Genomic DNA, 17,279 nt, shown 5'->3' with positions numbered 1-17,279 from the left:
ATTTACTTTAGCTCTTTAGCGGAAAAATAACTATCAATCATTTTTTTTAGAAACTCTAAATCTCGATATTCAAAAGATGTCTTTTTAAGCTTCAAATATGTGTCTATTATGAATTTTGATAGTTCGGGATCATCGACTGTTTTTAAATTGTTAGAACCAAAAGATCCTCGTTCATCTTCATGTATTTTAAGTAAATTATCAATTATATTTGGATTATTTTTATTTGGATTATTTTTAATTTTTATTAATTCTTCTTCAGGAATTAATCTGCCAGCAGCAATGTAAACTTCAGGTTCTTCGAAAACACTAGCAAATTTATTAGTAAATTTTAATGAAGGTCCTACTTTTTCATTTTCTATTTTCCAAATATATGTTTGGCTGACGTCAAGTAACGTAGACAATTGCCGAGTCGAAAGTCTACGTTTTTTTCGCCAGCCTTTTAGCCATTTTCCAAAGCTGTTATTGTTCATAAGGATACCTCTTTAACTAAAACCTCTAGTCTAATTTTAACCAATAGAAAGGTATATGTAAACCAAATAGTTGTTGACAACTATTTGGTATGCGATTTATACTATAGTCAACAACCAATTGGTTTTCAAGGAGAAGGGAGCGAAGCTATGCCTAGAAAAAATCCAAATATAAAAGGAAATATCAGGAAAAGGGGCAAGCGAGGCGAAACAGCGAGAGAAATTATTCGCTTAATAGTTGAGAATCCGAGAATGGCTATAAAAGAGATAGCGGACTCAGTCGGCTGTTCGAATGAGAATGTTAGGGTTACACTTGAAAAGTTGAAACAAAAACCTGAAACAGCTACGCTTTTTGGATACGATGAAGAAGCCATCCGCTCAATTATAGTATATAGAAATACGAAAACAGCGATAAAAAGGGAGACTCTATGGCGAGGAAAGGCCAACTGGCCGGCAACGAAAACCGCAACGAAAAAGAGTGTGACAAATGCCGAATTAGTCAGGGCTTGCGGCCAGCATTATACGTACCAAAACGGAAACCAAAAATATGTGATCGATCCAGAGTACATAGGAAACAAATACAGTTGTGACGTTGAAATATCAATAAACGGTGAGATAACGCGAATTGTAAAAGGGCGGCCAACTATTCCTATCTCGTTTAAGTTGTGGCTCTGAAAATATAAAAATATTTTCGGTATCTTAATATATACCGCATCGGATATAATATTTCAAGGGTAGGTTTTTTGGAGGTGCAGTTTGGAAATCCATTTTACAAAGCACGCTAAAGGGCAGTTGAAAGAAAGAGGGTTAGCAGAAGAAATTGTTATTGAAACTTTATTAAATCCTGAGCAAGCATTTTATCAAGAGCCAGACGTTTTTGTGTCTCAAAGAAGATACAGGCTAAAGGGAAAAGAATACTTAATACGTGTCGCATCTAAAAGGAATGGTGAAATACTAGTAGTGTTAACCGCCTATAGAACATCAAAAATTAGCAAGTATTGGAGGTATGATTTATGAGATTCCGTTATGATCCTGAAGCTGATGCATTGTATATCCGGTTTCAGGAAGGTAACGTAAAAGAAACGGACGAAGTGTTTCCAGGCGTGATGCTTGATGTTGACGACAACGGCAATCTGCTGGGACTGGAGGTATTGAACGCGTCCAGTAAGTTAGGCAAAAAACCATTCACGTTAGAATTTGAAATACCGGGTATTGCCTGATAAAAGAGGCAATAATATGCATATAGAAGTTTATCTGACTTTTTTTACAAACCTCTGCTGGACGGGGGTTTTGTGTGTTGCAAATCCGAGAGAAAAGGAACGACCTGGCCGCCTAATCAGCCGCCAGGTCGTTCAAAAAAGCACCCTCCTGCATTCGCTGGAGAGTGCTTGCTTTTTTAAAAGAGGAAGGAGGTGCTTGAAATAAATAGCTTGAGGGTTGGACCGTTTCTGACAGTTCATTGAATTTGATAGTATTGCCTATTTAGTTGCAAATGTCAATAATAAAGAATATTACAAACACGGTATAATTCATGGTTTTAAAATAGCGAATTTACTTAAGAAAGTGTAGAAGTGGTTGATGCTTGGTTTCCAGTGGAAAATATTTCTTGCGCTATAACTCTAAAATGGTAAAATAATGTTGGGGATACGAAACTGAGGGCGGGCCTCACCTGCCATGGGAATTTCCCAAAAGGAGGTGAGGTGGTTGAAAACATCCGATGTCATTCAACTTGTAATCGCCTTGCTTCTTGGATTAACCCTTATAGTGTCAGTAGTCAACCTAGCGGTAAGATAGCGATAGCCGGGTTGTAGCTGCAACCCGGCTATCCTTAAAGCCCCTTGGTAGATGAGGCACTCGTGCCGTCCCTCAGTAAGTATTCCCATTGATTAAAGGGGTGATAACTTTTAAATAAATAATATATCCGGTTTATAGAATTGTCAAGATTAGGGATATGTCCAAAAGTAAAAGTACGTAGAATAATTTTAGGAGGTTCTTCTAATGAAAAAGTTTATTGCGTTTATATTATTTCTGGCGGTAGCCGTTATCGTTGTTCCCTGGCTCCACCCGGCAAAAGCCGATCAGGTAAACGTGTATCAGGATAACCAACTGGTTAAATCGGTTGTATTCAAGATTGGCGTATCCGAGTATGTGGTGAACGGCCAAACGCCCGGTGTGAAGATGGACGTTGCACCGTTTATACAGAACGACCGGACTTTCGTCCCTGTCAGGTTCCTGGGCAACGCCCTGGGCGTGAACAACAGCAACATCACCTGGGACAACGCCACCCAGACCGCGACGCTGAAAGGCGCTAAAGCAACCCTGAACATGACCATCGGAAAAGCCGAAGTTGTCAGCAATGGTGTAACCAAGGCGATTGACGTTTCCCCCATGCTGGTTGATCCCGGCCGCACGATGTTGCCGGCTCGGTTCGTCGCGGAGGGGTTAGGCTACCAGGTGGATTGGGACGAAGCGACCCATACGGTGATATGCTGGCCGGCGGGCGAGCCGAAGCCGGACGTGAGCGCGGCGGTGAACTACCTGGTGAGCAAAGTAACACAGAGCAATCCACAGGGCAAACCGGATATTATCGTTGCTCTGGACAACCTTTTAGGTGTGTCGGGACATAAGAGTGGATCAGAGTGGGCGTACAGCTTGTCAAATGAAGAAAAGAACAGTAATAGAGATAAAAGTTCTTTCTCTTACTGTGCCAACAGTAATAACGGTAAAATCCTTATTGGCGTTGATTGGGCACAAATCCTTCCTGATATTCGCAACGTGCAGCTGGATCTCTCACCGATTGAGAAAGTGCTGAACTGGAGGTTCCCCGACCAACCGGCCCAAGTGCAGGAAATAATGGACTATGCCTGGCAGGTGGCCGAGAAGACGAGGAGCAGTGACGGACTCGAACGTCTACCATTGAAATATTTCAATGTCGGCGGACATGAGGTAGCAGTACATTCCATGGGCCTTAGTTTTGTTATTGTGAATATCTCGAATTAACAGGAGGGATTTAAAGTGTTACGTAAATTAATAGCTGCATTTGTTTTACTAACCCTGCTTGCAGGGTTTTCCTTTTCGGAGGCGCAAGCCGGTGAAGACAAGCTGCAAAAAGTGCTTCAGATTAATGGCTTGCCTGCGGAAAGATGGGGCTTACAAGCACGCCTCGACCGGGGCCAGATTGTCTACGGCCTGCCCACGGACATAGACAGCAACGACTGGAAGCCCGCCCCGCCCGACGCTGACGGCAACGACTGGCAGAAAGCCAACGGCATGGACCTGGGCCACCCCGGTGAGGAGCCGCGCTATTTGGGTAAGACAATTGATGGGAGCGATTTCACAAACGAGTTATTTCCAATGGACGCGCCCGACCAGATCGCCCCGGCACAACGGGATATGATATTCCAACCATGGTATGAAAATTATTGTGCGTTGCAGAATTCAAATTCTTATTCCGATCAAACCTGGTCAATCATCGCAAAAACCCTGCAAACCTATAACAAACGCATCGGTTACCCGGGCGCGGAGGACAGCTTTACCAACAATCCCGCCTTAAAAAGCGGCGACTTCAACGTAACGATAAGAGACTACTTCAAGGTACTGACTGAACCGGAACCAGGACTTACCGGGACGGTGAGGCATTGGCACAACCGTAGTGATCTCGGCGGGGTGTATTACGAAACTATAACAGTGAAGTGGGATGTTATACCCGACTTCATCGTGGAAAGCATCGACCCCGGAGTGCCCAAGGGCGAAAAAGTACAGAAAGGTAAAAAATACACGGGGAAAGTAGTGTTAAAGACTAAGCCCGACTCATCTTTCCTGTCAAGCCCGAAGACGAAGGAACTGTTTGACGTGCTGGAGGGCGGCAAGGTAAAACTGTCTCAAGATTACGCCGTACCCTTCGGCGTTGCGATTAACGGTCAACTGGTGCAGCTAAAAAACCTTCAACCCGTGCCGGATCTGACCAACGTGTATTGGTACAGCGTCAAAGGCAACAAAGCGGAAGACACCCTTGAAGTAACTTTCGATTGGACATCTGACGGCGGTCCCGTGAAGATAGGTGCGGCCGTAAATACCTTACTGGAAAATACGCTGCCGCAAGAAGCATGGAATGACATGGATTGGTCAGAGTTGACAAATACCAATAATACGAAGTTCGCGGAGTTGCAGGGTGAAGTAAAAAATCTTAAAGTAACCGACATCACCCTCTCGCCCGAACCCGGCCAACCCGGGCAGTTAACCAGCGGTGTAATAACTGTCAAGAACGATTCCGAGATGGGTTTTGCAAACGTTGAAACATTATGGCGTGCAAGACGTTTAGACGGCACGGTACTAGCGGAGAACACTATAGTGACAAACTTGGCGGCAGGTGAGCAAAAAACGCTGCCGTTCAGTTTCACTCCTGACCTTGCAGGAGAATACAGCGTTGCGGCCATGATCAACCCGGACCACTCCAACCCGCCGGATGAAGTTAACTTCCTAAGTGGTGACTGGCCGGGCGACAACCGGATGGAAGTACCCTACACAGTCAAGGGAAAGGACTATGACATCAAGGTTCAGATAATCCCCGGCATGAATCCCTGGAGTACGACGGACAACCCGGCCTATATGTGGGCAACGGTGATAGTGAGCCGGAAAGATGAACTGCCCGAAACATTACCGGTAAGGTTAACAATCAGCGGAGATGGTGGTACTGTGGTTAAAACGTTCGACCTCCCTCCAAAAGGAAGTCCCTACGAGTACGAATATAACATAACAGCATCAGTACCGGGATATTACAATGTAGAGGCGCAGGCTTGGCCTTTTGACGATTCCTGGACGGATGTCTACCCACCCGATAACGTGGATAGCGTCACGATTGAGTATATACACAATAAACCACCTGAAATTCAGGACGATAAATTGCACGGGGAGATTATAGATTCGGAAAAACACTGGTAAAAATCTAAAATACCACAATCTCACCAAAATAACGGCAAAATGTGGTATAATTAGCCCGGAAATACTATTCTGGTACGGGCCTCACCAACCGGGGGATTAATAATCTGAAGGGGGGTGAGGCCGGTGAAGATATCAGATGTAATACAGCTTATTATCGCCATTCTTCTCGGACTAACCCTCGTTGTATCCGTAATCAACTTGGCAATAAAATAGCTTTTCCCAGGGTGTTAGCAGCGCCCTGGGAAACCTATAAAGCCTCGGTTGAGTGAGGCACACGAGCCGTATTTCAGTAATAGTATTTCCATTTATTAAAGCAATATTATTACAACTGAAAAAAACTGTCAAGACACCAACTGGTTAAACACCTGTTGGTGTCTTTTTTAGGGGGGGTGAAAATGATTGAAGATCATAAAAAACGAGCGAGGGTCGATATTGGTGGAACTCGGCTTTATAGGGCCGGTTTTCATCGGTATGGTATTCATGTTACTTATTACCGGCCTGTGGATTTACAACGCCACACAAACCAGCCAGGCCGCCCGGCTTGCGGCGCACCAACTGGCGGTAACGGGAAATTACAGCGAGGCTAATCAAATAGCTTATTATCACCTCAATAAAACTGGAATAGCGTTATCCACTAAAGAGGTTTCTGTTTATTGGAGTGGAGACGTAGCCTGTGCTCTTGTTAAAGCCGATATGGAAACATATATGCCGGGCCTGGTAAAGCTCTTTAACCCCTCAGCTTCCAATTGGACAGGAAAAGTAACAATTTCAAGGGAGGCGCAGACTACCGGTGAGTACAGATTCCGGTCGGGAAACCAGAAATACTTTAATTAAGGACGAAAAGGGCGTCATTTTGGTGGAATTCGCTTTTTGTTTCATTATCCTTATCGTGCTGTTCCTCGGAACTGTCACTTTATCGTTTGCGTTCCGGGATTATGTGTCTTTACAAAGAGTGGTGAGAGAAGGTGCAAGAGAAGCAGTTATAACCGGCAACACCAGTATGGCATACTCAAAAGCCTACCAGGCCGCCTGGCTGTGGGGGTTAAAACCGGAGAACCTTACAATAACCTTCCAGCAGGAGGTAGACGGGAACCGGACATTTGAAAAGTGTTACGGCACATATCAGATCGAATTGTTCAACTACACTTTCCCTGCTCTGGTAGGCCAGGCGTCACTTAGCGATATTAATATCAACGCAAACGCCACGTTTGGGTGGTGGGACTTTACAAAGAAAAACCCTTAAGGTGGATAACCAGGAAAGGAGCAAGTTATGTTTAAAAATATTCTGTCTGACGAGCGTGGAAGCATACTTCCTATTATGGCCGTTGTGATAGTGATTCTAATTGGTGTGTCCGCCGTTGCTGTTGACTACACGCGCCGCGCGGCAGCTTCCGAAAAGCTGAAAACAGCCGGTGAGTCGGCGGCCGTTGCCGGAGCTTTGAGCGCAACCAGGTATGTCAGGCTGTCTATTGACCCCGGAAGTTATAGAACTTGTTGTGGCGTAGAAACATGCAGCCCGTGCTGCGTTGATTGCGGCGATGTCATCATAAGAGAAGGCACAGAAAAAGAACTCATCGAAAATAACGGTTATAAAAAGTATTGCTGCAGTTGCGGTTGTGGTCCGGTAAAAATCATTAACCGTTGGGTTGAGTACGAAGGCAACAACGCAGAGTTGGCGGCGGAAATGTTTTTCAACGCGAATAAGCCAAAAGAGATGAGCGCCGATCAGGGCGGGGCATCAAGTATAACAAAGATAACTACCTACCAGGACAGAAAAAGTCCGTATTATCCTTCCGTGGTAGTTGAAACAACCGGTAAGGTGAAAACGCTCTTTATGAGCTTTTTAAACACGATGGCACCAGGAGTTGACTTTTCTTACCTCAACTCAAAAAAGTGTTCACAGGGACTAACTTATTATTATGACCTTAACGGCAAATGGCACCGAACAGCAGAGGATCCGTGCAATTAAGGAACCGTGATTATTTTAGTGTTTTAATAATACCACTTCTGATATAATTATAACCACAAAGGGGTGATGCCTTTGGCCGAATACGACCTGATCATCAAAGCCCTGGCTGAGAGATACATGGACAAGATCGCTTCCTTTGTCAGGGGTGTACCGGTTGCAGTGGAGCAAATCGAGGACAAAGACAAAGAAGCAGTGGCCGTGCAGCGCACTTCTGACGCGCTGGTCAAAGTACGTGAAGACGGCTACGAGTATCTAATGTTAGTTGAATTTCAGGCCAGGCCGGACCGAAAAATGGCGAGAAGGCTGCTGGAATACACGGCCATGCACCACTGCCGGCACGAAAAACCAGTTTACCCGGTAGTAATCAACCTGACCGGCGGCAGCCGGCAGGATGGACGGTACATGTTTGAATGCCTTGACCTGACAGTAGTTGATTTCAACTACCGACAAATCAACCTACAAGACATTGCCGGCCGGGATCTACTTTACCGGGGGCCGGTGGGGTTATTGCCACTAGCTCCGCTGATGCGGCAGGAGGAGCCACCAGAGGCAGTGCTTGAGAAGTGTGCCAGTCGGTTCGAATCTGAGGTGCAAGGAGTAGAAGAAAGGTCTACTCTTTATCTTGCATTGGGTGTTTTAGCAGCGTTAAGGCTCCAGAAGGGTTTGGTTCAAAAAATACTGGAGGTGAGCAAGATGGAAAACTCCCCGTTTTTTGACGGCATCCGGGAAGAATGGGAAGCAAGAGGCCGTGATGAAGGGATAGTCGAGGCTATCATGGAAGCCCTTGAGGAGAATACCGGGCAGCGTCCTGTTGGGCTAAAGGAAAGATTATCTGAAATCAGAAACAGCGACATACTTAAGAAAATCCTGCGCCGGGCTGTGAAAGCGAAAACTTTTGAGGAATTTGAAAGTGTTTTCATTGACTTGAAGTCAAACTAAATACAGAAGTTATTCACCAGGTTCTGGGTAATATACCCAGGGCTTTTTTCTTTCTTTCAAGCAATAAGACAAACCTGTAGCCGCGTAAACTTTTATATAGGGAGTGATGACGGATGAGCGGAGCTTATGTCAAAGAAAAAAAAGAACGTCCAATAGTAAAAATAGTGTATTCTAAAGATGGAAGCAGCGGTTTAAAGGAAGCATACCGCTTGCTTGCTAAGAAGGTCCTGGAGGCGAAAAAATGCAAGCAGCAATCTATGTCAGAGTAAGCACGGATGATCAGGTGCGGCATGGCTTTTCTCTCGCGGAGCAGAAAGCAGCCTGCCGCAACCGGGCCGCCGCCCTGGGTGCTTCTGTAATTACCGAATTTGCCGACGAAGGTATATCCGGCAGCACAATGGACAGGCCCGGCCTTACAGCTTTGCGCAGCGCCGTCAGAAACAATCAGGTTGACTTACTTGTAGTCCGAGATCCGGACCGGCTGTCGCGAAAGTTGTCACACCAGTTGCTTCTCACAGAAGAATTTGAAAAGGCCGGTGTAAAGATTGAATTCCTTGATTTCGACTGGAAGGACACTCCGGAGGGCAGGTTGTTTTATTCCGTCCGGGGGGCTATAGCGGAATACGAACGTGAAAAAATCAGGGACAGGATGGTAAGGGGTAAAGATCAGAAAGCCAGGCAGGGTGGTGTACCAATAGGTTTTTACAACTATGGCTATAATTATACTCCGGATTCGGGTAAAGTTACGGTGAATGATAGTGAAGCGCCAGTTGTGATAAATATTTTCAATTGGTTCGTTTACGAAGATATAGGCATGAACGGTGTTGCCAGAAGGTTGAATGAAATGGGAATACCTACAAGGAAAGGCAAGGGAAAGTGGCACCGCAACGTAATCAGGCAAATTTTGAGAAACCCTGTTTATGTGGGGTTTTGGCGATATAAGGAATTTTCTATTCAAGTGCCTGATATAGTAAACGGTGAAACTTGGAATAAAGCCCAGGAGAAACTAAAGGAAGCTCGCCGGCTTTGGGCCGGATTGAGCAAAAATGAATACCTGCTGTCCGGGCTAATATCCTGTTCCGAGTGCGGTAACACTATGACCGGTGTCTATACAAACTGGTGGGATAAGAGGGAGCGCCGGTATACTTGCCATAAAAACAGTCAGGGGGCTAAAAGCAGGGGTTGCGTTCCTGCCAAGTTCTTGCCAGCGGAAGTAATCGAAAACGCAGTATGGGAGCAAGTACAAGTCTGGCTGAATGATCCAGACACACTAGCTAAAGAAGCGGTCAGCGAAGAACCCAGGGAGGAAGAGCTAAGGCAGGAGTTGGATAGAATTGAAGAACACCTGAAAGGAGTCGAAAAAGGACGCAACTCCATTCTTGACACGCTTGCTTTAGGATTGGTTGAACTGGACACCAATACTAAAAATAAGCTAACCGATTTAAAGCGCAGGAAAGAAAGGCTTGAGAACAGAAAAAAAGAACTGGAAGCAGTTTTAAGCGAGGCTTACAGGTACATATCCGGCCTGGAAGAATTAAGGCTTATCTCAAGGCAGATTTTATCCAAGTTAAACAGCCTGGACTTTAGTGATAAAAAAGCCCTGATCAGAACCTTGGTTTCCCAGGTAATTATAGCCGGCCGGGGCCAACCGGGCAGGAACGGTTTAAAAGATACGCAGGTTACTATAGTTGCTAAACTTCCGGAGCAAATAGACAGTTCCGTTTTTTCTGATATCGTACGCTAGGACTTACCATTGTTTCAGTCTCAATAACAAACAGGGTTATTTAGTAAATTACGATATTCAGGAATCATTTGACAGATCCGGCTTTCGGGCGATCAGTAGAAAAGCGTTGTTAAGATAGAAAACCACCTAGATAAGATTAGGTATCTATAAAATATTTAAAATTTAAATAGAAACCGCGGGGTTTGGACCACCAAGTGGTGGCCTTTCTACCTGTAGTTATACTAGCTTCACAGCTATGGCTAGGACGTAAGTATTCCAACAGTAGATGAAATTAACAATGCCTGTGTAAACGGCCCGTAAGCCACATTCAACGTGGTAGCCACCTGCAGCGGGACAGGCACATGGACCATCGGCCGAACAACAACCAAAGCGGTCGTGGCGGTAATAACCCAAAGACGTTTAAAAATATTGAAAAACATAGGGCTAAAGATGATGTGAACCTTAACTACCTACCTATGCACCGCGTTTATGCATATCTTGCAGGGCCTTAAATACCTGGGTATGGGTTAAGTCACAAGCCATGAGACTTACCCGATTATTGATTGAGATTTTTGTTAGTGCTATAATTAATTTAGTTTCTTTATATTAAGGAAAGCTAATAATAAGCAATCCAAACATTAAGGTATCCTATGTTTTAGGGGAGAATTAGGCTCCAAGCCTTCTTTTAACTTACTCACTTAACTGCTCCATGGAAAATTTTTTTAATCGAGACCTCCATGTTACCAAGTTTATTAATAATGCGAAACCGAATTAGCAGCACCGGCAAGCAGATTTGCAGCAGCCACGATGTTGTCGGTGTAAAGCATAAGAATGATAGGCGATATAGGCGATATTTGCCTCATTCAGATAACGATAAACAAATTGCTAACAAATTACTTACTGAAACAATAAAAGGCCGTGGGGAGTTTTGCCTATGGATGAAAAAAATATACGGGATATGCGGGATATCATGCAAACAAAAGTTGAATACTTACAACAGTTTGAAGAGAATCTGGACAGGGCCAACAGGATACTGAAATATCTTACCCAGCTATACCTGGGGAGAAAGGGTTTAAGCCTTTCCCGCTACCGGATAATGCGTTATTTGCATGTCAGACAGGATGTCAACATGACGGAACTGCAAAACCGGCTGTTGATCTCTGCAGCCAGCCTCACTGAGCTGGCGGACAGTTTGGAAAAAGAGGGACTAGTGCAGCGGGTGCGCCAGCAGGCTGACCGGCGGATGGTGTATTTGCATTTAACAGAAAAAGGCCGGGCTGTTTATAAAGAGGTGTTGAAGTTTCGCTGTGAGCGTCTTGAAAAGGCACTATCCGAACCGGAGGATTTAACGCAAATTAATGATTTTTTGGAGAGGATTATTAGTGGCTTAAAAGAACAGGTGGTGGCGTCTGACGAGGGCTTTTGCAGTAAACCCGACCCATAACCTTTTTATTGACCTATTTACGTCAATCATTTTCTAGCTAAAGAAGGTGCCAAAACGAGCGTAAACATTTTGCCGGATAAAAAAACTAATCCAAGCTTTTCTCAAAGTTCACCGGCCAAAAACCGGGTAAATGGTGAAAAAAGGCCGGTTACCCGGGCGGCCCAGCAAAGCGATAAATACAAGTGGGTAACCCTCTCCAATACCACCCTGGGCATGCTAATGGCTTCCATTAATGCCAATATTATAATGATTTCCCTGCCAGCCATTTTTCGGGGCATAAACATTAATCCCCTGGCCCCGGACCAGATTTCTTACCTCTTGTGGGTATTGATGGGCTATACCGTGGTGACGGCCACTTTACTGGTCTCCTTTGGTCGCCTTTCGGATATATTCGGAAGGGTACGGCTTTATAATCTTGGCTTTGCCATATTTACCCTGAGCTCCATCCTGTTATTTTTAACTCCAGGCCAGGGCAGCGCCGGGGCCTTGGAGTTAATTGGTTTTCGCCTGTTGCAGGGGGTGGGGGCAGGGTTTTTATTCTCCAATAGCACCGCTATATTGACCGATGCCTTTCCTCCGTGGGAAAGGGGCATGGCCATGGGCTTAAACCAAATAGCCTTCGTGGGGGGCTCCCTGCTGGGCCTTTTGGGAGGAGGAGTGCTGGCTGTGTTCCACTGGCGGCTGGTATTCTTAATCAGCGTGCCTGTGGGAATTTTGGGTACCGCGTGGGCGTACCTTAAGTTAAGGGAAACCGGGGCCGTAAATGAAAGGCAAAGAATAGACCTTTGGGGTAACGCAACCTTTGCCGTGGGGCTGACCGTTTTATTAATTGCCTTAAACTACGGCATTATGCCATACGGTACGTCCCAAACGGGCTGGGGCAACCCGTTGGTGATTGCCGGCATCGCGGCGGGGCTGGTGCTATTAGCCGTCTTTCTCTGGGTGGAGCTAAAGGTGTCGGAGCCAATGTTTCGCCTGAGCCTTTTTCGCATCCGCATATTTACCGCGGGCAATTTAAGCGGCTTTCTATATTCTGTGGCCCGTGGCGGCCTGATGTTCATGCTAGTCATTTGGTTGCAAGGCATCTGGCTGCCCCTGCATGGTTACAATTTTGAGGATACCCCTCTCTGGGCGGGGATATATATGACTCCCATGATGGCTGGGTTTTTCCTCATGGGACCCTTGAGCGGCTGGTTGTCCGACCGTTTTGGCTCCCGTGGTTTTGCCACCGGGGGTATGTTGCTTACCCTGGCTGGCTTTTTACTTTTGGCCACTTTGCCGGCTAACTTTCCCTATTTGACCTTTTTGTTGATACTGCTGCTATTGGGTCTGGGCATGGGTATGTTTGCGGCTCCCAACACAACAGCCATTATGAACTCCGTGCCCCCGGAATACCGGGGAGTGGCTTCGGGAATGCGGGCTACGATTCAGAATACCGGGGCACTTTTAAGCATGAGCCTGTTTTTTACCATTGTGATTATGGGGTTGGCCGCCAAGTTACCCCCGATAATGTACCAGGGGCTGCTCAGTTCTGGCATTCCGGTGGCAGAAGCCCGGCAAATCGCCAATTTACCCCCTACCGGGGCACTTTTTGCCGCATTTTTGGGCTACAATCCGATGGAGCAGTTGATTCCTCAACAGGTATTGGTGAATCTGCCGGTAGCAACCCAAAACTTGGTGCTCGGCAAAGATTTCTTTCCTTCTCTGATTGCCCCGGCATTTATTGCCAGCATGCGCCTGACCTTTTATTTTTCCGCAGTTATGTCTGTGGTGGCGGCGGTGGCATCCTTTATGCGAGGAGAAAAATATATCCACGGTCAGGAGGACTAATTAACAGCCGTATACTTTAACTAAGTGTTAAGAAAACAACAATGGAAAAATATAAGTCAGGGTGTTCCGTCCTCGGGCGGCACGATCCATGAAGCAGGTATGCAGCGCATTCTGGAGAGCCTGGTTCACCAGGAGAACCAATCCTTACCATCGCTCTAGCTATTGTTGGAGCTTTTCCGGCCACTTGGACCATTGTTCTGTGGGTACGCCGCCGCCGTGTTAACTGGATCGGCTTAATAGGTGTCCTTGGTTTCGCCGGAGCTTTTAACTGAAGCTGTTAAACACATCTATGCGGAGAAGCAGCAGAAGTAATTATGGATATTTACAATTATTATTTTAACAAATATAAATTTCCGTTTATTATAGCTGTCAGCTGTGTATTTTTTGAAGCAATGTGCGATCTGCTGCAGCCGACAATTATGGCGCGCATTATTGACGAGGGCGTGAAAAGCAGCCGTGTGGATATCGTGATCAGGCTGGGTCTGCTGATGCTTATGATAACTGCGTTTGGAGCGTGCTTCGCGGCTGCCCGAAATATTCTATCAAGTAAGGTGTCTCAAAATTTCGGTGTGGATTTAAGGTGCGACGTATTTTCAAAAATAATTCATTTTTCTGAAGTCAGCACAGATAAAATCGAAAGCGGCTCGCTGATAACCCGTTTAACAAACGACACATCTCAGGTAATACAGTTCATCAACGGGTTGATGAGGATTTTCTTTAAAGCACCTGTCACCTGCTTAGGCAGTATCATTCTTGCCGTGATCCTGAGCCCGAAGCTGAGCTTTATCATGTTTTTTGTCGTGGTAATAGTTTCAGCTTTCATTATAATCAGTATGAAAATGAGCTATATCCGTTTTGCAAAGGTACAGTATGCCATTGACAAAGTCAACACGGTTGTTCAGGAATATCTGCTGGGTATAAGACTGGTTAAGGCTTTTGGAAGGTATGAAGAAGAGGAAGAAAAGTTCGATGGTGCCAATGCGGATTTATCGGATAAAAGTGCGTCGTCTCAGCTTGTTATTGCATATTTTTCGCCCGTTATGTCACTTACCGTCAGTTTGGGAATTGCTTCGATCCTTTATACCGGCAGTGTACTGTTCAGCAACAGTGAAATCGAAGTTGGCAAGGTGGCGGCTTTCATAAATTATATGACTCAAATAATGGCGTCTCTTATTATGATCACCAATATATTTAATATTTTTGTAAGGACAAAAGCATCTACAGAAAGAATCAATGAAGTTTTAAACAGTGAAGAGGACTTTAAAGGCGTTAAACAAACGATAAAATACGACTTCGAAGGGCTCTCATTTAACGACGTGACTTTTGCGTATCCCAATGGAAGCGGTATGCCGGCTATTAACAATCTTACTTTTAAGGTTGACAGGGGGGAGACGCTGGCAATTATCGGCCCCACTGGTTCGGGAAAAACAACACTTACTTGGCTGTGCTTGCGCTTTTACGATGTCGAAAAAGGTGCGATCTGCTTTAATAACAATGATATTAAAATGCTCGATTGCAATACGCTGAGGGATAATATAGCGTTGGCTCCGCAAAAGAGCATGTTGTTTACAGGGACGGTATTTGAAAATATAGCATGGGGTAATCCGAATGCCTCAAAAGAAGAAATAATAAAAGCGGCCCTAGCTGCGCAGGCCGATGAATTTATTCAAAGGATGCCCAATCGATATGAAAGTATTTTGGGACGAGGTGGAGTAAACCTTTCCGGTGGCCAAAAGCAGCGCATTTCCATCGCAAGGGCGTTGGTAAAAAAGTCGCCAGTTTTAATTTTGGATGACTGCACAAGCGCTCTTGACGCAGTCACGGAAGCGAAAGTCAGGCTAGGCTTGAAAACTGCTGATACTGAAAAAACAATAATAATGATAACGCAAAGGATAGGAACCGCAATGTCTGCCGATAAAATCCTTGTGCTTGACAACGGGGTTAAGGTCGGATTTGGCAGCCATAATGAACTGCTTGATTCATGTGATACCTATAGAGGAATTTTCGAGTCCCAAATTGGTGGAAACTTGAACGGTGATATATATGAATGAAAAGAATATCGTAATAAATAAAAATTATGAAAACATGCCCGATCTGAGAAGGATGAGGAGCGTCGGGCATCAGCGCTTTAACCCAACAGCAAAGCCCAGGGATACAAAAGGAACTCTGATCAGGTTAGTTAAGATTTTCAAGATTAGGCGCAAATCCATTTTGTTGGCGGCGCTTCTGACTATAATATCTACTGCGATTTCTATTATTACGCCTTTATTAGTGGGTAGAGTAATAAATACCTTTAACATAAATACAAATTTGGTTGATTTTTCTCTTTTAAGAACAATACTAATTGCTCTTGTTTTATGCTACCTGGCAAGCTGGATTATTGATACGTTGAACGGTGTGCTGATGGCTAAGGTAACACAGGAACTGGTAAAGCATATGAGAGCTGAATTTTTTTCGAAGCTTCAGAGGGTTCCGCTCAACTTCTACGACACAAGGTCTCATGGGGATACAATGAGCAGGATAACAAATGATATTGATAATATCAGTAATACCATTTCCCAGACGACAACACAGCTTATTGCCAGCGTTTTTTCCATAACAGGCGCGTTTGTCATGATGCTGGTTTTAAGTCCGATTTTAACGCTTGTTGTATTGGTATCTGTTCCGTTGTTTCTTATATTAACAAAAGTCATCGCCAGACACAGTCGAAGGTATTTTGGGGGCCAGCAGCAAAAGTTGGGCGCTTTGAACGGAGTAATAGAAGAGAATATTGTCGGGCTTAAAATGGTAAAAGCGTTCAACCGGCAGCAAAATGTCCTGGAGGATTTTAAAAAAACAAACTGTGAGCTATGCAGTTATTCCACAAAAGCTCAAATTTGGGCGGGTTTTTTGATGCCGTTTATGAATGTAATCAATAATTTAAGCTTCACTTTTATAGCATGTGCCGGAGGAATACTATCAGCCAAGGGAATGATAACCATCGGTGTAGTAGTGAGCTTCCTCACATATTCAAAGCAATTTGGGCAGCCTTTGAATAATATAGCCGGAATGTTCAATAACATTCAGTCGGCTCTGGCTGGTGCGGAAAGGGTTTTTGAAATAATGGATGAAGATGAGGAAGTTCCGGATACGGCTGGGGCAAAAGAGTTGAATAACCCGAAAGGAAAAGTTGAGTTCTGTAATGTTTCGTTTTCCTACGATGCTGGCAAGCCTGTATTGAAAAATATCAATTTTAAAGTTCAACCAGGGGAGATGGTAGCATTGGTTGGCGAGACCGGATCAGGGAAAACAACGATTGTTAATCTTCTGAGCCGCTATTATGAATTGGAACAGGGCAGCATCCTAATTGACAATACCGATATCACAGACATTACCAGAAAAAGCCTGAGAAGCTGTTTCTCTGTTGTTTTACAGGATACCTGCCTTTTTACAGGTACTATATATGAAAATATCAGATATTCAAGGCCGCACGCATCTGATGTGGAAGTTAGAGAGGCGGCTAGAGTGGCTCATGCAGATGAATTTATATCCCGTCTGCCGAAGGGCTATGATACTATTGTAACAGGCAGCATGGATAATCTCAGTGAGGGACAGCGGCAATTGCTTGCGATTGCCCGGGCCATTCTATGCAATGCCCCGATTTTAATTTTAGACGAGGCCACAAGTAGCGTTGATACAAAAACCGAAAAGGAAATCCAAAATGCCTTTTTAACGCTTATAGAGCATCGCACCAGCTTTTTAATTGCACATCGCCTTTCAACAATTCGTGATGCTGATAAAATAATGGTCATTGGTAGCGGCGAGATATTGGAGAGCGGAACCCACGAGGAACTCATGAAAAACCATGGAGTTTATTACAAAATGGTCATAAGTCAGCTGGGATATGATATGGAAGAATTTCATTCTGTTTTTGCTTAGAGTTTGGTGAAGGTGCTATCCGGCTCAAGTTGCCACATTAGCTGTTGG

16 protein-coding genes are annotated in these 17,279 nt (G+C 44.8%); 15 read left to right on the top strand and 1 reads right to left on the bottom strand.

From position 1 onward, the window contains the following. Positions 1–2: 2 nt before the first annotated feature. The gene (locus tag L7E55_RS14260) at positions 3–470 is read right to left on the bottom strand and encodes a helix-turn-helix domain-containing protein (RefSeq protein ID WP_277444969.1); all 468 of its coding nucleotides are present in this window, start codon (positions 468–470) and stop codon (positions 3–5) included. Between the two features lie 147 nt (positions 471–617). Here L7E55_RS14260 and L7E55_RS14255 point away from each other — a divergent pair, with 147 nt between their 5' ends. From L7E55_RS14255 to L7E55_RS14185, 15 genes are all read left to right on the top strand, one after another. Beyond that, positions 618–1,142, top strand: a complete 525-nt coding sequence (locus L7E55_RS14255; RefSeq protein WP_277444968.1) for an AsnC family protein — start codon at positions 618–620, stop codon at positions 1,140–1,142. Between the two features lie 81 nt (positions 1,143–1,223). After that, entirely contained in the window at positions 1,224–1,484 is a 261-nt protein-coding gene (locus L7E55_RS14250) for a DUF4258 domain-containing protein (RefSeq protein ID WP_277444967.1), read from the top strand. Next, positions 1,481–1,687, top strand: coding sequence for a DUF2283 domain-containing protein (locus tag L7E55_RS14245; protein ID WP_277444966.1), 207 nt, complete (start codon positions 1,481–1,483; stop codon positions 1,685–1,687). Before L7E55_RS14250 ends, L7E55_RS14245 begins: the two co-directional genes overlap by 4 nt. A 778-nt stretch (positions 1,688–2,465) precedes the next feature. Then, a complete protein-coding gene (locus L7E55_RS14240) occupies positions 2,466–3,467 on the top strand; it encodes a copper amine oxidase N-terminal domain-containing protein (RefSeq protein ID WP_277444965.1) in 1,002 nt (333 codons plus the stop codon). Between the two features lie 15 nt (positions 3,468–3,482). Next, a complete protein-coding gene (locus L7E55_RS14235) occupies positions 3,483–5,408 on the top strand; it encodes an Athe_2463 domain-containing protein (RefSeq protein ID WP_277444964.1) in 1,926 nt (641 codons plus the stop codon). Between the two features lie 399 nt (positions 5,409–5,807). Further along, complete coding sequence (locus tag L7E55_RS14230) at positions 5,808–6,242, top strand: TadE/TadG family type IV pilus assembly protein (RefSeq protein ID WP_277444963.1); 435 nt, start codon at positions 5,808–5,810, stop codon at positions 6,240–6,242. Beyond that, the gene (locus tag L7E55_RS14225) at positions 6,199–6,651 is read left to right on the top strand and encodes a TadE/TadG family type IV pilus assembly protein (protein ID WP_277444962.1); all 453 of its coding nucleotides are present in this window, start codon (positions 6,199–6,201) and stop codon (positions 6,649–6,651) included. Before L7E55_RS14230 ends, L7E55_RS14225 begins: the two co-directional genes overlap by 44 nt. Before the next feature lie 27 nt (positions 6,652–6,678). Continuing rightward, a complete protein-coding gene (locus tag L7E55_RS14220; RefSeq protein WP_277444961.1) occupies positions 6,679–7,377 on the top strand; it encodes a TadE/TadG family type IV pilus assembly protein in 699 nt (232 codons plus the stop codon). 66 nt (positions 7,378–7,443) lie between these two features. Continuing rightward, positions 7,444–8,316: an RpnC/YadD family protein gene (locus L7E55_RS14215; protein ID WP_338091229.1), complete on the top strand. Its 873-nt coding sequence runs from the start codon at positions 7,444–7,446 to the stop codon at positions 8,314–8,316. A 113-nt stretch (positions 8,317–8,429) separates the two neighbouring features. Then, positions 8,430–8,585, top strand: coding sequence for a hypothetical protein (locus L7E55_RS14210; protein WP_277444958.1), 156 nt, complete (start codon positions 8,430–8,432; stop codon positions 8,583–8,585). Next, positions 8,558–10,060 carry a recombinase family protein gene (locus tag L7E55_RS14205; protein ID WP_277444957.1) on the top strand — a complete coding sequence of 501 codons (1,503 nt, stop codon included), beginning with the start codon at positions 8,558–8,560 and terminating at the stop codon, positions 10,058–10,060. Before L7E55_RS14210 ends, L7E55_RS14205 begins: the two co-directional genes overlap by 28 nt. Positions 10,061–10,973: 913 nt before the next feature. Continuing rightward, on the top strand, positions 10,974–11,483 hold the full coding sequence (locus tag L7E55_RS14200; RefSeq protein ID WP_277444956.1) for a MarR family winged helix-turn-helix transcriptional regulator: 510 nt from the start codon (positions 10,974–10,976) through the stop codon (positions 11,481–11,483). Positions 11,484–11,552: 69 nt separating this feature from the next. Continuing rightward, entirely contained in the window at positions 11,553–13,313 is a 1,761-nt protein-coding gene (locus L7E55_RS14195; protein ID WP_277444955.1) for an MFS transporter, read from the top strand. A 314-nt stretch (positions 13,314–13,627) separates the two neighbouring features. After that, complete coding sequence (locus L7E55_RS14190; RefSeq protein WP_277444954.1) at positions 13,628–15,364, top strand: ABC transporter ATP-binding protein; 1,737 nt, start codon at positions 13,628–13,630, stop codon at positions 15,362–15,364. Further along, on the top strand, positions 15,357–17,231 hold the full coding sequence (locus L7E55_RS14185) for an ABC transporter ATP-binding protein (RefSeq protein ID WP_420852053.1): 1,875 nt from the start codon (positions 15,357–15,359) through the stop codon (positions 17,229–17,231). The genes L7E55_RS14190 and L7E55_RS14185 overlap by 8 nt, the downstream gene beginning before the upstream one ends. Positions 17,232–17,279 lie beyond the last annotated feature (48 nt).

Source organism: Pelotomaculum isophthalicicum JI (assembly GCF_029478095.1).
GTDB lineage: Bacteria > Bacillota > Desulfotomaculia > Desulfotomaculales > Pelotomaculaceae > Pelotomaculum_D > Pelotomaculum_D isophthalicicum.
This window is presented reverse-complemented; position numbering and strand designations above follow the sequence as displayed.

Excerpts from the sequence above, each read along its gene's own strand:
- L7E55_RS14260 (WP_277444969.1), bottom strand. The coding sequence starts at position 470 with ATGAACAATAACAGCTTTGGAAAATGGCTAAAAGGCTGGCGAAAAAAA.
- L7E55_RS14255 (WP_277444968.1), top strand. The coding sequence starts at position 618 with ATGCCTAGAAAAAATCCAAATATAAAAGGAAATATCAGGAAAAGGGGC.
- L7E55_RS14245 (WP_277444966.1), top strand. The coding sequence starts at position 1,481 with ATGAGATTCCGTTATGATCCTGAAGCTGATGCATTGTATATCCGGTTT.
- L7E55_RS14240 (WP_277444965.1), top strand. The coding sequence starts at position 2,466 with ATGAAAAAGTTTATTGCGTTTATATTATTTCTGGCGGTAGCCGTTATC.
- L7E55_RS14220 (WP_277444961.1), top strand. The coding sequence starts at position 6,679 with ATGTTTAAAAATATTCTGTCTGACGAGCGTGGAAGCATACTTCCTATT.
- L7E55_RS14215 (WP_338091229.1), top strand. The coding sequence starts at position 7,444 with ATGCCTTTGGCCGAATACGACCTGATCATCAAAGCCCTGGCTGAGAGA.
- L7E55_RS14210 (WP_277444958.1), top strand. The coding sequence starts at position 8,430 with ATGAGCGGAGCTTATGTCAAAGAAAAAAAAGAACGTCCAATAGTAAAA.
- L7E55_RS14205 (WP_277444957.1), top strand. The coding sequence starts at position 8,558 with ATGCAAGCAGCAATCTATGTCAGAGTAAGCACGGATGATCAGGTGCGG.
- L7E55_RS14200 (WP_277444956.1), top strand. The coding sequence starts at position 10,974 with ATGGATGAAAAAAATATACGGGATATGCGGGATATCATGCAAACAAAA.
- L7E55_RS14190 (WP_277444954.1), top strand. The coding sequence starts at position 13,628 with ATGGATATTTACAATTATTATTTTAACAAATATAAATTTCCGTTTATT.
- L7E55_RS14185 (WP_420852053.1), top strand. The coding sequence starts at position 15,357 with ATGAATGAAAAGAATATCGTAATAAATAAAAATTATGAAAACATGCCC.